The organism is Agrobacterium pusense (genome assembly GCF_013285525.1).
Classification (GTDB): domain Bacteria; phylum Pseudomonadota; class Alphaproteobacteria; order Rhizobiales; family Rhizobiaceae; genus Agrobacterium; species Agrobacterium pusense.
Window position 1 is genome coordinate 1,176,905 of the sequence record NZ_CP053856.1, and the last position, 15,218, is coordinate 1,192,122.

14 protein-coding genes and 1 pseudogene are annotated in these 15,218 nt (G+C 59.2%); 6 read left to right on the forward strand and 9 right to left on the reverse strand.

The window, feature by feature from the left end; genetic code table 11:
• Positions 1–11 precede the first annotated feature (11 nt).
• Positions 12–815 (forward strand): TSUP family transporter, encoded by an 804-nt coding sequence (locus tag HQN82_RS05780; protein WP_022556201.1) that lies wholly within the window; start codon positions 12–14, stop codon positions 813–815.
• Positions 816–868: 53 nt separating this feature from the next.
• On the opposite strand, the gene HQN82_RS05785 is transcribed toward HQN82_RS05780, so the two are convergent.
• From HQN82_RS05785 to hemN, 8 genes are all read right to left on the reverse strand, one after another.
• Positions 869–1,564, reverse strand: a complete 696-nt coding sequence (locus HQN82_RS05785) for a nitrogen regulation protein NR(II) (RefSeq protein WP_006697409.1) — start codon at positions 1,562–1,564, stop codon at positions 869–871.
• A 279-nt stretch (positions 1,565–1,843) separates the two neighbouring features.
• The gene (locus HQN82_RS05790) at positions 1,844–2,773 is read right to left on the reverse strand and encodes a lipid A biosynthesis lauroyl acyltransferase (protein ID WP_167497146.1); all 930 of its coding nucleotides are present in this window, start codon (positions 2,771–2,773) and stop codon (positions 1,844–1,846) included.
• Positions 2,774–2,778: 5 nt separating this feature from the next.
• Positions 2,779–3,807, reverse strand: a complete 1,029-nt coding sequence (locus HQN82_RS05795) for a zinc-binding dehydrogenase (RefSeq protein ID WP_004441953.1) — start codon at positions 3,805–3,807, stop codon at positions 2,779–2,781.
• 140 nt (positions 3,808–3,947) lie between these two features.
• Positions 3,948–5,228 carry a beta-ketoacyl-ACP synthase gene (locus HQN82_RS05800; RefSeq protein WP_077986271.1) on the reverse strand — a complete coding sequence of 427 codons (1,281 nt, stop codon included), beginning with the start codon at positions 5,226–5,228 and terminating at the stop codon, positions 3,948–3,950.
• Between the two features lie 11 nt (positions 5,229–5,239).
• On the reverse strand, positions 5,240–6,436 hold the full coding sequence (locus HQN82_RS05805; RefSeq protein WP_112765828.1) for a beta-ketoacyl-ACP synthase: 1,197 nt from the start codon (positions 6,434–6,436) through the stop codon (positions 5,240–5,242).
• 209 nt (positions 6,437–6,645) lie between these two features.
• Positions 6,646–7,125 (reverse strand): 3-hydroxyacyl-ACP dehydratase FabZ family protein, encoded by a 480-nt coding sequence (locus tag HQN82_RS05810; RefSeq protein ID WP_077986273.1) that lies wholly within the window; start codon positions 7,123–7,125, stop codon positions 6,646–6,648.
• 88 nt (positions 7,126–7,213) lie between these two features.
• Entirely contained in the window at positions 7,214–7,498 is a 285-nt protein-coding gene (locus tag HQN82_RS05815) for an acyl carrier protein (protein ID WP_003495848.1), read from the reverse strand.
• Between the two features lie 114 nt (positions 7,499–7,612).
• Entirely contained in the window at positions 7,613–8,962 is a 1,350-nt protein-coding gene (gene hemN / locus HQN82_RS05820) for an oxygen-independent coproporphyrinogen III oxidase (protein WP_077986274.1), read from the reverse strand.
• Positions 8,963–9,174: 212 nt separating this feature from the next.
• Here hemN and fnrN point away from each other — a divergent pair, with 212 nt between their 5' ends.
• Positions 9,175–9,900 carry a transcriptional regulator FnrN gene (fnrN, locus tag HQN82_RS05825; protein ID WP_004441967.1) on the forward strand — a complete coding sequence of 242 codons (726 nt, stop codon included), beginning with the start codon at positions 9,175–9,177 and terminating at the stop codon, positions 9,898–9,900.
• A 469-nt stretch (positions 9,901–10,369) separates the two neighbouring features.
• On the opposite strand, the gene HQN82_RS05830 is transcribed toward fnrN, so the two are convergent.
• Complete coding sequence (locus HQN82_RS05830) at positions 10,370–10,915, reverse strand: hypothetical protein (RefSeq protein ID WP_100911034.1); 546 nt, start codon at positions 10,913–10,915, stop codon at positions 10,370–10,372.
• Between the two features lie 25 nt (positions 10,916–10,940).
• On the opposite strand from HQN82_RS05830, the gene HQN82_RS05835 reads away from it, so the two are divergent.
• From HQN82_RS05835 to HQN82_RS05850, 4 genes and pseudogenes are all read left to right on the forward strand, one after another.
• Positions 10,941–12,800, forward strand: a complete 1,860-nt coding sequence (locus HQN82_RS05835) for a PHA/PHB synthase family protein (RefSeq protein WP_173614639.1) — start codon at positions 10,941–10,943, stop codon at positions 12,798–12,800.
• 224 nt (positions 12,801–13,024) lie between these two features.
• Entirely contained in the window at positions 13,025–13,744 is a 720-nt protein-coding gene (sfsA, locus tag HQN82_RS05840) for a DNA/RNA nuclease SfsA (protein WP_173614640.1), read from the forward strand.
• 31 nt (positions 13,745–13,775) lie between these two features.
• Positions 13,776–14,615, forward strand: a complete 840-nt coding sequence (gene map, locus HQN82_RS05845; protein WP_006697403.1) for a type I methionyl aminopeptidase — start codon at positions 13,776–13,778, stop codon at positions 14,613–14,615.
• A gap of 13 nt (positions 14,616–14,628) precedes the next feature.
• Positions 14,629–15,171, forward strand: a pseudogene (locus HQN82_RS05850) (JAB domain-containing protein); the annotation flags it as partial.
• Between the last annotated feature and the right edge of the window lie 47 nt (positions 15,172–15,218).

Consider the following 15,218-nt stretch of genomic DNA (forward strand, 5'->3'; position numbering starts at 1 on the left):
GGACATGCCAAGTGCAAGACATCGCCCTCAACGTTTTCCTCATCCTCTTCTGCGTCGCCATTTTCGCCGGCTTTATCGATTCCATTGCCGGCGGCGGTGGCCTCATCACCATTCCGGCAATGATGATCATGGGAATACCGCCACTCGATACGCTTGGCACGAACAAGCTGCAGGCACAGTTCGGTTCGGCCTCCGCCACTCTCGCTTACGCAAGACGTGGCCATGTCAATCTGAAAGAGCAATTGCCGATGGGGTTGATGGCGATGGCCGGCGGAATGCTCGGGGCGCTGACAGCCGCCTTCGTGCCTGCCGATCTTCTGCGCACCATCATGCCCTTCCTGCTGATCGCCATAGCGATCTATTTCGCCTTCAAGCCACAGCTCAGCGATGTAGACAGCCATCGCCGCATCACACCGCTGGTGTTCGGATTTACCGCCGCGCCGCTGATCGGCTTTTATGACGGCGTCTTCGGTCCGGGCGCCGGTTCCTTTTACATGCTCGCCTTCGTGGCACTTGCCGGTTTTGGCATGCTGAAGGCGACAGCCCATACCAAGCTTCTCAATCTGGGCTCCAATTTCGGCGGGTTCGTCGTCTTCGCGATGGGCGGCGCGGTTTTGTGGAAGCTCGGACTGGCAATGGGGTTCGGCCAATTCATCGGGGCGCAGATCGGGTCGCGTTTCGCCATGAAAAACGGCGCGAAGATCATCCGCCCGCTTCTGGTTCTGTCGTGTCTGGCCATGGCGACGAAGCTTCTGATTGACGCCTCGTCCGCCTGGTCCATCGCCACGATCTGGGAAACCGTCTTCCCGAAATAAGGGACTGATCGGGCGCGTTCAGCGCGTCCTTCGGATATCAGCGGAGTTTGGGGTCAACCCGCAGCGCGGCGCCTGCGATCGGCAATTTCGCGGATGACCACCATGGCACCCACGAGCTTGTAGGCGGAAGAATAACAAGGCGACATTTCGAGCGACTTGACGATTGTGCGACCGTTCTGGTCTTCCGCATAGGTATATTTCGACGTATCGCCCTTGAAGCAATTATCGAGCTTTTCCCTGAGTGCGTTCTGGAAACGGTGGACACCGACGAGTTCGGCGATGTGGCAGCCGACGAGCCCTTCCGGCGCATTACGCTGGAAGGCGTCGAGCGCATTGGCAAAGGACACGCGGTAACCGGGGGACACGATGACGACAGGCTCATCGAGATCGTTGAGCATATCTTCATCGAGGATCAGATGGCGGTGGTGCCATTCGAGGCTGTCTGCATCTTCGTCACCGATCACTTTCGCCTTGAGCGGCATGCCGACGTAACGGTCGACGAGCGTTCGCAGAAGTTCGGAATTGCGCTGCACGCAGCCAAGGTCTTCCGCCTCGTGGTTGAGGAGATCGATAGCAAAACGGAACTGCTCGCGAATGTCTTCGGAGCTTTCGGTCTTGCGTCCGACGACGCGCTCGAGAAGCTGCTCCAGTTCACGCTCCAGCACTGCGATCTTGTCGGCCTCGTTTTTACCAACGGCAGATTGCAGTTCCGTATAACGCAGCCAGAACAGCTCAATCAAATCTTTCAACCCAACTCTCCCTGAACGGGCAAACATCCCGATCCTAATCCGAAAGGATAGACCAATTATCCCTGATAATAGCGTCTCCGCGCTTAAAAATGACGTAACGAAGCGCGAAAACACGGCGGGGATTGTTGCTCAAAATATCACAGCCGCTGCTATTTTTTCAATTTCGATAATCCATGAACGAAAAATGAGGTTCCACTACTATGGAAAAATTTCGAAAAGCACAGTTCCTGCGCCTAATTTTGTGAAAATTGCTCTGAGAGCACGAGCCAGCCAGCATCCTCAAATCTGGTGCTTAACGTCCCACCGGTCGTGATACCACAGCCATTGGCCGGGATATTCGCGCACCCAGCTTTCCACCTTGTCGTTCAGAAGCTGCGCTGTCGCCTGAATGTCGACATTGCCCTTGTCATCGCGCGGAATCTCAACCTTCGGTTCGATTTCCAGCCGGTAGCGATTATCGGGCAGGCGCACGCAACGGGCAGGATAGACATCGCAATTGAACTGCCGCACCAGCTTGGCGAGAAGCGGATTGGTGCGAACCTCAAGTCCGAAGAACTTCGTCGTCAGTCCCTTGCCGAATTTCTGGTCGACGAGCACACCCACACCACCGCCCTTTTCCAGCTGCCGCGCCAGCGCGAAGGAGGAGCCGGCATGCGAGGGCACGAGATTGCCCATGCGCTCCTTGCGGAAACTGAACACTTTCTCGGCCACAAAGGGATTGTTCGGTGGCCGGAACAGCACCGTCACATCGAGACCGAAAGCCGAGCCGGCAACCGGCAGCAGTTCGAAATTGCCGCTATGGGCGGTAAAGACGATGAAAGGCCGCGGATTGTCGCGCAGCTCGAGGAAGGTCGGGATGCCCTGGACCTCGATGCGTCCCGGCTCGTTCTTTTCCGGATCGAAATCGAACAGCCGGTCGAGAAAGACATATTCCGCCGCCAGCCGACCCATATTGGCCCAGCTGTCCATGGCGATCTCGAGCCGCTCTTCTTCGGACTTCTCCGGAAAGGCGCGCGCCAGATTATGGAGCATCAGCTTGTGGCGGCCGGTTTTCGGCCCCACGAAACGTGCCAGTCTGTCAGCGGCGCGAATGCCCGCATCGGCGGGAAAGAGCTTCAGCAGGTTGAGAAGGCCGAAGGCGAATGTCGCAATCAGCCACTGCCGGAAGTGGTCCAGTTTCAGGACGATCCGTGTCAGGAACAGCTTCAAGATGCTCAGTCCATCCGCAGCACGATCTTGCCGAACACCTGACGCGTCTCCATGCGCTCCAGCGCCCGGTCGATATCGTCAAAGGTCACTTCGGTGTCGATGACCGGATGCACGATGCCACGTGCCATCTTCTGCATGGCGTTGGCCATGTTCTCCATACGGCAGCCGAAGGAGCCGAGCAGTTTCAGCTGCTGCTGGAACAGCATCATCAGGTTGATGTCGGTGGAAACACCGGATGTGGAACCGCAGGTGACGAGACGACCGCCGCGCTTCAGCGAGAACATCGAACCCGCCCAGGTATCCTTGCCGACATGCTCGAACACGACGTCGACGCCCTTCTTTTTCGTCAGCTTGCGCACGACGCCTTCGAAACGGTCTGTGCGATAGTTGATCACATGATCGGCCCCGAGCGCCTTCGCCCGTTCGATCTTATCATCGGAACCGACTGTCGTGATGACGGTGCACCCCATCTTCTTGGCAAGCTGGATTGCCGCCGTGCCGATGCCCGAACCGCCGGCGTGAATGAGGATGGTTTCGCCGGACTCCAGCTTGGCATTGTCGAACAGCATGTGCTCAACCGTGCCAAACGTCACCGGCGCAAGAGCAGCACCGACGGCGTCGACGCCATGCGGCGCCGGCACGAGCTGGCGGGCAGGAATATTGATCTTTTCCTGCGCGAAACCGTCGAGATGGAAACCGTGCACGCCCTGGACATGTTCGCACAGATTGTCGCGGCCTTCGCGGCAGGGTTTGCACAGCCCGCAGGTGCGCGCACCATAGATCGCGACCAGCTGGCCGGGCAGCACGTTGGATACGCCCGGACCGATGGCTTCCACCACACCCGAGGCTTCCGCACCGATTGTGAGCGGCATCTTGCGCTTGGCGAAAGCCATGCCGCGCCAGCCCCAAACATCGATGTGGTTGAGCGCCACGGCCTTGACGCGCAGCGTTACCTCGCCCGGCGCCGGCGCATCCGGTTCGGGCAGATCCACTTTTTCGAGCTTCCGGTCGTCGACGAGTTGAAGAGCGCGCATATATCAGTCCTTCGCCCGAAGGCGTTATCTAAAATCATTCCGGCAAAACTCTGTAACGGTTTTGCGGCTGGAATGCGAAATCAAAGAAACGGGCGCGTTTCCGCAAGTCATTCGGAAACGCCCCTGTTGTAACGAACCGGTTAAGCCGGTTCCCGCGTCATGACAAGGCTTGCATTCTGCCCGCCGAACCCGAAGGAATTCGACAGAACCGCACCCACCTCGGCATCCCGCTTCACGTTCGGCACCACGTCGAGCGTGATGGTCGGATCGGGATTGTTATAGTTGATTGTTGGTGGCAGCGTGCCAGTCAGCATGGTCTGCAGCGAGAACACCGCTTCCACTGCACCTGCGGCGGTCAGCGTATGACCGATCATCGACTTGTTCGACGACAGCGGAATGTTCTTCAGGCCTTCGCCGAAGACGGCCAGCATAGAGCCATATTCCATCTTGTCGTTCTCAGGCGTCGAGGTGCCGTGGGCGTTGATATAACCGATATCGGTTTCGGCCACGCCCGCATCGGCCAGTGCCGCACGGATCGTCGCAATCGCGGGGCCGCCATCGGGCGAAGAGCGCGTACGGTGGAAGCTGTCAGCCTTTTCACCGGCGCCCTTGATGATGCCGAGAACCTTCGCGCCGCGTGCAACGGCGGCTTCGAGCGATTCCAGCACCAGCGTTGCCGCGCCTTCAGCGATCACGAAACCATCGCGGTCCTTGCTGAACGGCTTGGAAGCCTTTTCCGGCGGGTCGTTCTGGGTCGAGAGCGCCGAGAGAAGCGAGAAGCGGATCAGCGCTTCGGCGCTGACAGAACCGTCGGTCGCAACCGTCAACGCCCGTTCGGCGCGGCCCTGTCGGATGGCCTCGACGCCCAGCTGGATCGCGGTCGCGCCGGATGCACAGGCGGTCGACAGGGTAACCGGCAGACCGCGCGTACCGAAACGGTCAGACAGACGCTCGGAGATGGCACCAAACAGCGCTGCTTCCTGGAATGCCGGATCGGGACGCTGACGGAAGGCCGTCAGGAACCGCTCATAGGCATCACCCGGCTGGGTGGCTGGCGGAGAGCGGTCGGCAAGCTCGAAACGGGCACTCCATTCCGGCTCGATCGGCGGCGCTGCGAGAAACAGCGGGCCGTCAAAGTCACCGGAAATGCCGGCCTGCGCCAGCGCCTCGATGGTGGTTTCGCGCGCGAAGGCATAGGAACGTTCGACGGAATTCGGAACCGGAATATCGATGAAATCCACCGTGCCGCTGATTCTGGTCGAAAGCCCTTCGGTCGGGAAACGGGTGATCTTGTGAATGCCTGACTTACCCGAGGTCAGCGCTGCCCAGTTATCGGCAAGCCCCTGACCGAGCGAGGTAATGATGCCCATGCCGGTGACGGCGACGATCGGGCGACCGAGATGATCCTTAAAATTGGTCATGGTCTTTCTCCTCACACGTCACGGGACAGAACGGCGACACCTTCGCCGCGGACATGGCCAACAGTGGTGACGACAGCCTCGGTCGCCGCCTCGCCCATTGGCTTTTCCGCATTCGCGTCGAAGGTAGGAACCTTGGCACCGCTTTCAAGCGTCAGCGCCGCCAGAGCGAGCCCGAGCGGAAACTGCGCCTCAAGTCCATGGCCCGTGACACCGCCGAAACCGCGGATGGCAGCCTTCGGCAAGGTCTTTTCGAGAATATCCTTCTCACGGGCCGTAACGCCGTCATAACCGCTGGCGCCGGAGAAGACGACGGTCGCGGCGCTGTCCGTTGCCGGGGCCAGCAGACGCTCCATGCGCTTTTCCATTTTGCCGTCGTCGCGGCTGCCGCGATCACCTTCGATGGCGTCGATGCGGGCATAGATGCGCGCGCCGCGCTCGCTGGCATGCTTGCGTGATTCCAGCACGAGGAAGGCTCCGAGCGAGCCGGAAACCATGCCGCCGCCTTCCTGGCCTTCGCGCGACCACAGGGGCTGCCATTCGCCCTGCGCATGCGCGCCGATGGCTTCGAACAGCAGGATCATGTCTGGACGTTCGGCAGAGAAGGCGCCGCCCACGAGAGCGTGGCTCGATTCGCCCGAACGAATGCGATGGAACGCGGTTTCGACGGCGGAAATGCCGGCCGCTTCTTCGCCCATGAAGGTCCGGGAAGAGCCGGTGACCTTGTGCACGATGGAGATATTGCCGGCCATCAGGTTGGAAAGCTGGGCGAGAAACAGCGTCGGGCGCAGTTCCGTCGTCAGCTTTTCGTTCAGCAGCTTTTCGCGGTCGTTGCGCTTCAAAGCCTCGTCAACGATCAGCGTATCGACATTGATGTCGCGCTCGCCGCCGCCGGCAGCAACGATCATATCCATGGTGGCGCAGGCTTCGGCATTTTCCTTCAAGCCGGCATCATCAAGTGCAAGACCGGCGGCAAAAACGCCGAGACGCTGCCAGTTTTCCATCTGGCGCTGGTCGCCGCGCTTGGCGATCTGTGCCGACCAGTCGATCTCGGGCATGGGATGAACCGGATATGGCTTGAATTTTTCCGTCTCGACAATCGTCGCCGGCGCGGCGGTTCCCGAAAGAAGCGCCACATGCGCCTGGCTGCCAACGCCGTGACAGGTCACGATGCCGACCCCTGTTATCACCACATCATTGTCAGATTTCATCGTCTGTCATCCTTTGCAGCCGGCCCCGCCGAAACGGTCACGGCTATCCAACAGCGGTTGCGAACAACCACTTCATGCGTTGCGGAATAAAGCGCGCGGTGCGGATTGGCAATGGCGAAGACCCGATCCACCGTCGCGAGCCCACGATTTTCGTGCATCAAAACCGGGCCGACAGGAAAAACTGTCTTCTCCGAAACGAATGAAAAAGCTTATTTCCGTGCATCGGCGGCAATCGCCGCCATCAGGCAAACTTCTTCCGCCCGCTTCTTGACGATAGGCCCAAGCGGGATCTCGCTGAAGGGCATGGTGCGCAGTTTCAGCTGCGCGTCGCAGACCTTCTTGCCATCGGAGGTGATCTTTGCCTTGGTAACCGCAAAGCCCGAACCGTCATGCTCAAGCACTGCCTCGATGTCGAGAACAGCACCCGGCTCCACGAAAGTCCGCATCTTGGCGCCATCGACCGACATCAGGAACGGCATGGACGCGAAATCGGAAAATGCCAGAACCAGCATGCCGGAGGCCTGCGCCATTGTCTCGATCAGAAGCACACCCGGAACCAGCGGCATGCCGGGGAAATGGCCTTCGAAAACAGGGCTTTTATCGGGAACAACGGACCGCGCCTTCAACGTGCGCGCCGTCATGTCCACGGCCTCGACCTTGTCGATCATCTGGAAATATTCAAGCAGCATCCGTCCGGCCCGTCTCTGGTCGGTTAGTCATGGTTTGCCCGCAGGCGGCATCAAAAGAAAATGCCCGCCGGAAGCGGGCACCGTCATATCAGCCCTTGGCCGCGCGCAATTCGTCAATCTTGGCGCAAAGGTTCTTCAGCACGAAGTATTCTTCCGTGGAAACCTTGCCTTCATTGACTTCCTGCGTCCACTGCTCGAGCGGAATCTTGATGCCGAATTCCTTGTCGATCGCGAAAACGATATCAAGAAAGTCGAGGCTGTCGATGCCCAGATCGTCGATCGTGTGGCTCTCCGGCGTAATGGTTTCGCGGTCGATTTCGCTGGTTTCGGCGATAATGTCGGCAACCTTGTCGAATGTAGCTGTCACGCCCATAATCCTTATTGTCGTTCGTATGAATTATTCTTTCTGACGCACCACATAGGCAAGTCGCGCAAAAAAGCCAATGGTTTCGTGACGTAACTTTGAAATTTGCCCCAAAACTGTTGCCTAAACAGCAACCGAATGACGGCCGCGCCCATTGCCGAGATAGGTATCGAAGATTGCCGCAATATTACGTACAAACGGCCTTCCCACCTCCGTCACGGCAAAAATATCGGCATCCAGCCGCACCAGACCGTCCCTGTCGCCTGCGGCAAACTGCTGCGCCTGGTCCCTCACGGAATGGCTCACCTTACCGAAACGGTGCTGCAAGTCCGAAAGATCGATAGAGAAATCGCACATCAACCTTTCGATCACATGCGAGCGCAGATGATCGTCCTGCGACAACTCAATGCCCTTCACGGCGGCAAGACCGCCCTCACCCACCATGCGCTGATATTCACCGGTTGCCACCATGTTCTGCACATAGCCCTGCGGCAGCCGGCCGATGGATGATGCGCCAAGCCCGATCAGCGCATCGGCAGTATCGGTCGTGTAGCCCTGAAAATTGCGGCGCAGGGCACCCGCCTGGGCGGCCTGGGATAATGTGTCGGTCGCCCGGGCAAAATGATCGATGCCGATCTGGCTGTATCCGGCCTGCCTCAGCATCTCCCCCGCCACCGTCATCTGGCGGTAGCGTTCGGCAACATCGGGCAGCGCATGTTCGGGGATCAGCGACTGGTGTTTTTTCATCCAGGGAACATGGGCATAGCCAAAAAGCGCGATGCGATCAGGGTCAAGCGATACGATCTGATCGACCGTTGTTTTCAGTGTCTCGCATGTCTGGAACGGCAACCCGTAAAGAATGTCGCAATTGACTGAGTGAACGCCCCTCGCCCGCACGGCGTCCACCACGGATTTCGTCTGCTCGAAAGACTGGATGCGGTTGATGGTTTTTTGCACTTTGTCATCAAAATCCTGCACCCCGAGGCTCGCCCGCGACATGCCGATGGCGGCAAGCGCGTCATAGCGGCTTTCGTCCAGATCGTTGGGATCCATCTCAACGCTGATTTCTGGTGCCAGCCCGAAAGTGAAGTGACGCCGCAGACAGTCCATCAGGTCCTGCATGTCCTGCGGGTCAAGCATGGTCGGCGAGCCGCCGCCGAAATGCACGGCACTCACCACGGCGTCAGGCGAAACAAGTGCGCCGACCGCAGCAATTTCCTGCTTAAGTGCTTCAAGATAAATAGCAATCGGCTCGTATTTCAGCGTGTGCTTGGTATGGCAGGCACAGAACCAGCAAAGCCGGTCGCAATAGGGAATATGCAGGTAAAGCGACAGGCGATTCCTGTGACCGAGTGCGCCGAGCCAGCCGCGATAGGTCGTATTATCGATTCCCTCGTGGAAATGCGGCGCGGTCGGATAGCTCGTGTAACGCGGCACTGCCCCGGAATATTTGTGAAGAAGGTCGATATTCATCACCCGATTTGCCTTTTATCAAGAAAATGTCGATTTCCCCTCTTTCAGTAGCGGCTGCGACAGTTTGCAACTTTGACTTCAATCAAATTGAGCCATAAGTTCTTGCTAAAGTAGACGCGGGGACGACGGCTACAGCGCACACGCCTTTAAAGAGACCGGATTTGATATCCAGAGTCGCAATCGTCCCGCAAAGCCAGCATTGGAAAAGGCTTATGGACACGCTGCAGAAGACCATCCACAATTCGGAAGAGCCGGTTGTTTGCCGCTCCTGCGAGGCGCGTCACGGCGGTCTTTGCAGCACGCTGACACCGCAGCAGCTTTGCGATCTGAACCGCCATTCCAGCCGCAAAAAGCTGGAGGCCGGCAATGAGCTTCTTGGCCAGGGCGAGCTCGTCACCTCCTACGGCAATATCCTGAATGGCGTGGTAAAGCTGTCGAAAATGATGTCGGATGGCCGCCAGCAGATCGTCGGCCTGCAATTCGCACCGGATTTTCTTGGCCGTCCGTTCATGGCGGAAAGCAAGATGACGGCGGAAGCCGCAACCGATGTGGAAATCTGCCTCTTTCCGCGCCGCGTCGTCGACCGCATGGTCTCCGAAGTGCCTGATATGGAACGCAAGCTGCACAGCCAGTCACTCAAGGAACTGGACGAGGCACGTGACTGGATGCTGACACTGGGGCGCAAATCGGCGCAGGAAAAGGTTGCCAGCTTCCTTTATATGATCGCCACCCATATCGACCCGGAAAACGACGACAAGTCATGCTTCGACCTGCCGCTCTCGCGTGCCGACATTGCCGATTTCCTCGGTCTCACCATCGAGACCGTTAGCCGGCAAATGACAAAGCTGCGAAAGGAAGGCATTATCCGCATCGAGAACAACCGTCACATCACCGTGCCCGATCTCGATGCGCTGAGTGAAGCGGCAGGCAACGACTGACAGCCGCCCCCCTCGATCATCGCCCCTGAAGTGCGGACGTTCCGAAATTGATGTGCGGCGCCCGCGCCTGAGCTGGTGCGAGCGCAAAACCGGCAAGGACCAGCAAAGCGGCGATGCATTTCATGATATTTCACCCTGTGCGCCGCTTTTTCAGCGGCCTGTTTGTTATGGCTGCACCATAAGCTGCAAACCGCATCCATCCGCTTAACATCTTCGGTAAGCGGAAGGTTCAAAGGCAGGGTAAAGAAGGAGTTATGATTGCCGGGCCGACAGAACCTTCAGCCGTGATTGTCGCTGTAGGACGTTCGGCATCCCCGCTTGTTTCTTCTCCCCGGCGGGGAGAAGGTGGCCCGACGGGCCGGATGAAGGGGCAAACGCGGAGATATGCGGAGAGCTTGCCCCTCATCCCGCTGCCGCGGACTTCTCCCCTATGGGAGAAGAAACAAGTGACATGCACTCGCCCAGCTCGTCACTGCGATGCAGGCGTTGCAACCGGCTTCTGATTTTCTGCCAGCGCCCGCAGCTCGGCCACCCGGCGCTTATATTCGGCTTCCGATATCTGGCCGTTGCGCCGTGCCGCGCCGAGGCGAGACAGGCTCGATTCCATGGTTGAGGCTTCGTCGTCGCCCATCTGCGTGCCAGCGGCCGTCAGCGGCTGCGAGAACGTCGGATAGGTCCCGGTGTCGCGCTTCTGGCTTACCGCGGTGTCGCTGACCGGGCGAGGTCCGACGATTTCAGCCGTCGGACGGCGCATATGGGCGGGCGCGACAATCGGCTCGGGGGCCTTGCAGGCGGCAAGCGTGGTGACGAGCATGGCGCCGGAGAGCGAGAGGAACGCTATTCTTGCGGCGCTTTCCGCATATGTTCCCCATGTGCCGCATTTGCCCATGTGCTTGCCCATCGTCATGTTCCGCCTGTAAGGATATCTGCCGATATCGAATTCGACCGCGGTTCGGCCCTTTGCGGCCTCCCCTTGCTGGTGGAACTTGTATTCGTTTTCATGCAGAATGTGCAAACACAAATTTGGTGGAGGATGGTGCATGGCAGGTGTTGACGGCGGGGGCACGAAAAAGGGTGACAAAACGCCCGGCTTCGACGCCAGTTCCGCCGAGGCCTACCTGATCCGCGACCCCGAAACCTTCGCGATCAACATCGCACGCGCGCTCGAAAACCTCGGCAAGGCTGCCGGTGAATGGCTGGCGCCACGCGAACGCGGCGAAATTCCGCAGACGAGCGCCGATCCCGTGACCGATCTGGTCAAGACGCTCTCCGATGTCGCCGAATATTGGATGGCCGAGCCGAAGCGGTCACTGGAAGCGCAGACCCATCTGCTGTCGAGCTATTACGATCTGTGGTCGAAATCGGTGGCGCAATTTTCCGGAGCCTCCGATTCGACCTCGGAGAAAACGGCCGAAAGCGGCCCCGCACAGCGCAGAAGCAAACGTTTTGCCGATGCCGACTGGCAGGCCAACCCGTTCTTCGATTTTCTTCTCAAGGCCTATCAGACGACCGTCGGTTTTGCAGACCGGATGGTGACGGAGGCGGAGGGGCTGGATGAGCACACCCGCACCAAGGCGCTGTTTTACATGCGGCAGGTGACAGAGGCGCTTTCTCCGGCCAATTTCGTCTTCACCAATCCGCAGGTCTTCCGCGAGACGGTAGCCTCCAGCGGCGCCAATCTCGTCAAGGGCATGGCGCAGCTGGCGGAGGATGTCGCGGCCGGAAACGGCCATCTGAAGCTTCGCCAGACCGATTACAGCAAATTCGTCATTGGCCAGAACATTGCCGTCACGCCAGGCAAGGTCGTTGCGAAAAGCGCGCTTTGCGAAATCATCCATTACGAGCCGACGACGGAAAAGGTCTTCAAACGGCCGCTGCTGATCGTACCGCCCTGGATCAACAAGTTCTACATTCTCGATCTCAACCCGCAGAAATCCTTCGTCGGCTGGTGCCTCGAACAGGGCCACAGCGTCTTCATGGTATCCTGGATCAACCCGGATGCCGGTCTGGCCGAAAAAGGCTGGGACGATTACATCAGCGAAGGCATCGACTTTGCGCTTGATACCATCGAGGAACGGACTGGCGAAAAGGAGATCAACGCCGTCGGTTATTGTGTCGGCGGCACGCTTTTGGCCTCGGCGCTGGCGCTGCATGCGCAGCAGGACAATGAGCGCATCCGCAGCGCCACGCTGCTCGCCGCCCAGACCGATTTCATCCATGCCGGAGACCTCAAGGTCTTCGTGGACGAAGGTCAGCTGGCCGCGCTCGACAGACACATGCAGGCCGTCGGTTATCTTGACGGTTCGATCATGGCCACCGTCTTCAACATGCTGCGCGCCTCCGATCTTATCTGGCCCTATGTGGTCGATAATTATCTGCGCGGCACCGAACCCCTGCCATTCGACCTGCTCTACTGGAACTCCGATTCCACCCGGGTGACGGCCGCCAGCCACTCGTTCTATCTGCGCAACTGTTACCTCGAGAACAATCTCGCCCGCGGTCTGATGCGCGTTGCCGGCAAGCGCATCAATCTCGGCGATATCAACATACCCGTCTACGATCTCGCCACCCGCGATGACCATATCGCACCCGCGAAATCGGTGTTCACGGGTGCTGCCCTGTTTGGCGGGCCGGTGGAATTCGTGCTCGGCGCTTCCGGCCACATTGCCGGCGTCGTGAACCCGCCGCAGCTCGAGAAGTATCAGTATTGGACGGGGCCATCACCAGCCGGAGACTTCGACACCTGGCAGGCCGCCGCCACACCTCACAAGGGTTCGTGGTGGGTGTACTGGCAGAACTGGATCGAAAGCCAGAACGCCGAGAAGGTAAAGGCGCGGAAACCGGAAGACGGCAAGCGCCCGGTGCTCGGCGATGCGCCGGGAACCTATGTTCTTTTGTAGGATATCTGTGAAAAAGATGACCAGTACACGGCAGAAAGGCCTCTTCCACAGGTGTTCCCCGTCACCCTCATCCCTGTGCTTGTCACAGGAATCCAGTAGGCGCCGGTCTACGCGGCGAAAGACTTGCTTCAGCCCAAGGACTTGGGCTGGCTGGTTCTCTGTGACAAGCACAGGGATGAGGGATAAAAAGACCCTGCAAACACACAAGCTCACCTCAAGGCATCATGATCTTCACGCCCCCGCTCGTTCCCGCAACGCTGATCTCCCGCTACAAACGTTTCCTCTTCGACGCAGTTCTGGAAGACGGCACGGCGATAACCGGGTCCTGCCCCAACACCGGCTCCATGCGTGGGCTGACGACGCCGGGTTCCCGCATCTGGCTGTCGCAACATGACAGCCCCACCCGCAAATACCGTCATATGCTGGAAATGGTCGAGGCCGACGGCACCGTCGTCGGCATCAATACCGGCATGCCGAACCGGCTGGCGGAAGAGGCGATCCTGAACGGCCGTATCCCGGAACTCGCCGGCTATTCGATAATCCGCCGAGAACAGAAATACGGGCGCAATTCCCGCATCGATTTCCTGCTATCCGAACCCGGTCGGCCGGACGCCTATGTGGAAGTCAAGAACGTGCATTTCATGCGCGAGAAGGACCTTGCAGAATTCCCCGATACCGCCACCAAACGCGGCGCAAAGCATCTCGAGGAACTGGGCGATGCAGCGGAAGCCGGTCACCGGGCGGTGATGCTTTATCTCATCCAGCGCGGCGATTGCGATCGGATGCGCATCTGCGACGATCTCGATCCGGTCTATGCGCTGGCTTTCCAACGGGCAATGGCGCGGGGCGTGGAGGCCTATGCCGTGAAATGCGCGGTCACCCCGGCACAAATTTCAGTCAACGGAACGGTTAAGATGGACGAGTGGCGTCCGGCTGTTTTATGAACAGGGACGTAAAGAGACAGAAAGCACTATGATGGTCACCTATATCGACGCCGCCTCCGCCCCCCTCAAGAATACAGGCGTCATCCGCCTCTACACCCCTGAGGATTTCGACGGCATGCGCAAGGCGTGCCAGCTGACGGCGCGTTGTCTCGATGAACTCGCCGCAATCGTCAAGCCGGGTGTGACAACGGACGCCATTGACCGTTTCGTCTTCGAATTCGGCGCCGATCACGGCGCGCTGCCGGCAACGCTCAATTATCGTGGTTATACCAAATCCGTCTGCACTTCGATCAACCATGTGGTCTGCCACGGCATTCCCGATGAGAAGCCGCTGCGGGAAGGCGATATCGTCAACATCGATGTTACCTATGTGCTCGATGGCTGGCATGGCGATTCAAGCCGCATGTATCCGGTCGGCCAGATCAAGCGCGCTGCCGAGCGGCTGATGGAAGTGACCTATGAATGCCTGCTGCGTGGTATCGCGGCTGTAAAGCCCGGTGTGCGCACCGGCGCGATCGGCGCGGCGATCCAGACCTATGCGGAAGCCGAACGTTGCTCGGTGGTGCGCGATTTCTGCGGGCACGGCGTTGGGCGGCTGTTCCACGATACGCCAAACATCCTGCATTACGGCCGTCCGGACGAAGGTCCGGAAATCCGGGAAGGCATGATCTTCACCATCGAGCCCATGATCAATCTAGGCAAACCGCATGTGAAAGTGCTTTCCGACGGCTGGACGGCGGTGACGCGCGACCGTTCGCTGTCCGCCCAATATGAACACGCCGTTGGCGTCACGGCCACCGGCTGCGAAATCTTCACGCTGTCGCCCGGCGGCTTCGACCGTCCGGGCCTGCCGCCGCTTACCCCTTCATAAGGCCAGACCGCCCATGGCAAGACGCCCCGCCCCGCCTCCCGCCGAGCTTTCCACGACGTCCGGCTTTCAGGCGGGCGAAGGCGATCTCTTCGACGGGGCGGACGAGCGCGGTTTTTTTGCCGAGCCGCGAAATGCGGTGAAGAAGCCGGTGCCTGTCATCGAACCGCCGGCGGATGCCGCCCATTATCATGGTCACCGGGACCGGCTGCGGGCGCGGTATCGCGATGGCGGCGACGCGGCGCTTGCCGATTATGAGTTGCTGGAGCTTTTACTGTTCCGGCTGATACCGCGGCGCGACACAAAGCCCATCGCCAAGGCGCTCCTTGCCCGTTTCGGCACGCTGGGCGGTGTACTCGGCGCACCTCTGCCGCTGTTGCAGGAGGTGAAGGGCGTGGGCGAAGCCGTGGCGTTCGACCTGAAACTCGTCGCCTCCGTTTCCCAGCGCATGCTGAAAAGCGAAATCCGCAACAAGCAGGTTCTGAGTTCCTGGTCCTCGGTCATCGATTATTGCCACGCCGCCATGGCCCATGAAACACGCGAACAGTTCCGCATTCTGTTATAAGCGGTTGATTTAACTAACAGTCGTCCCTCACCCGAGCTAGC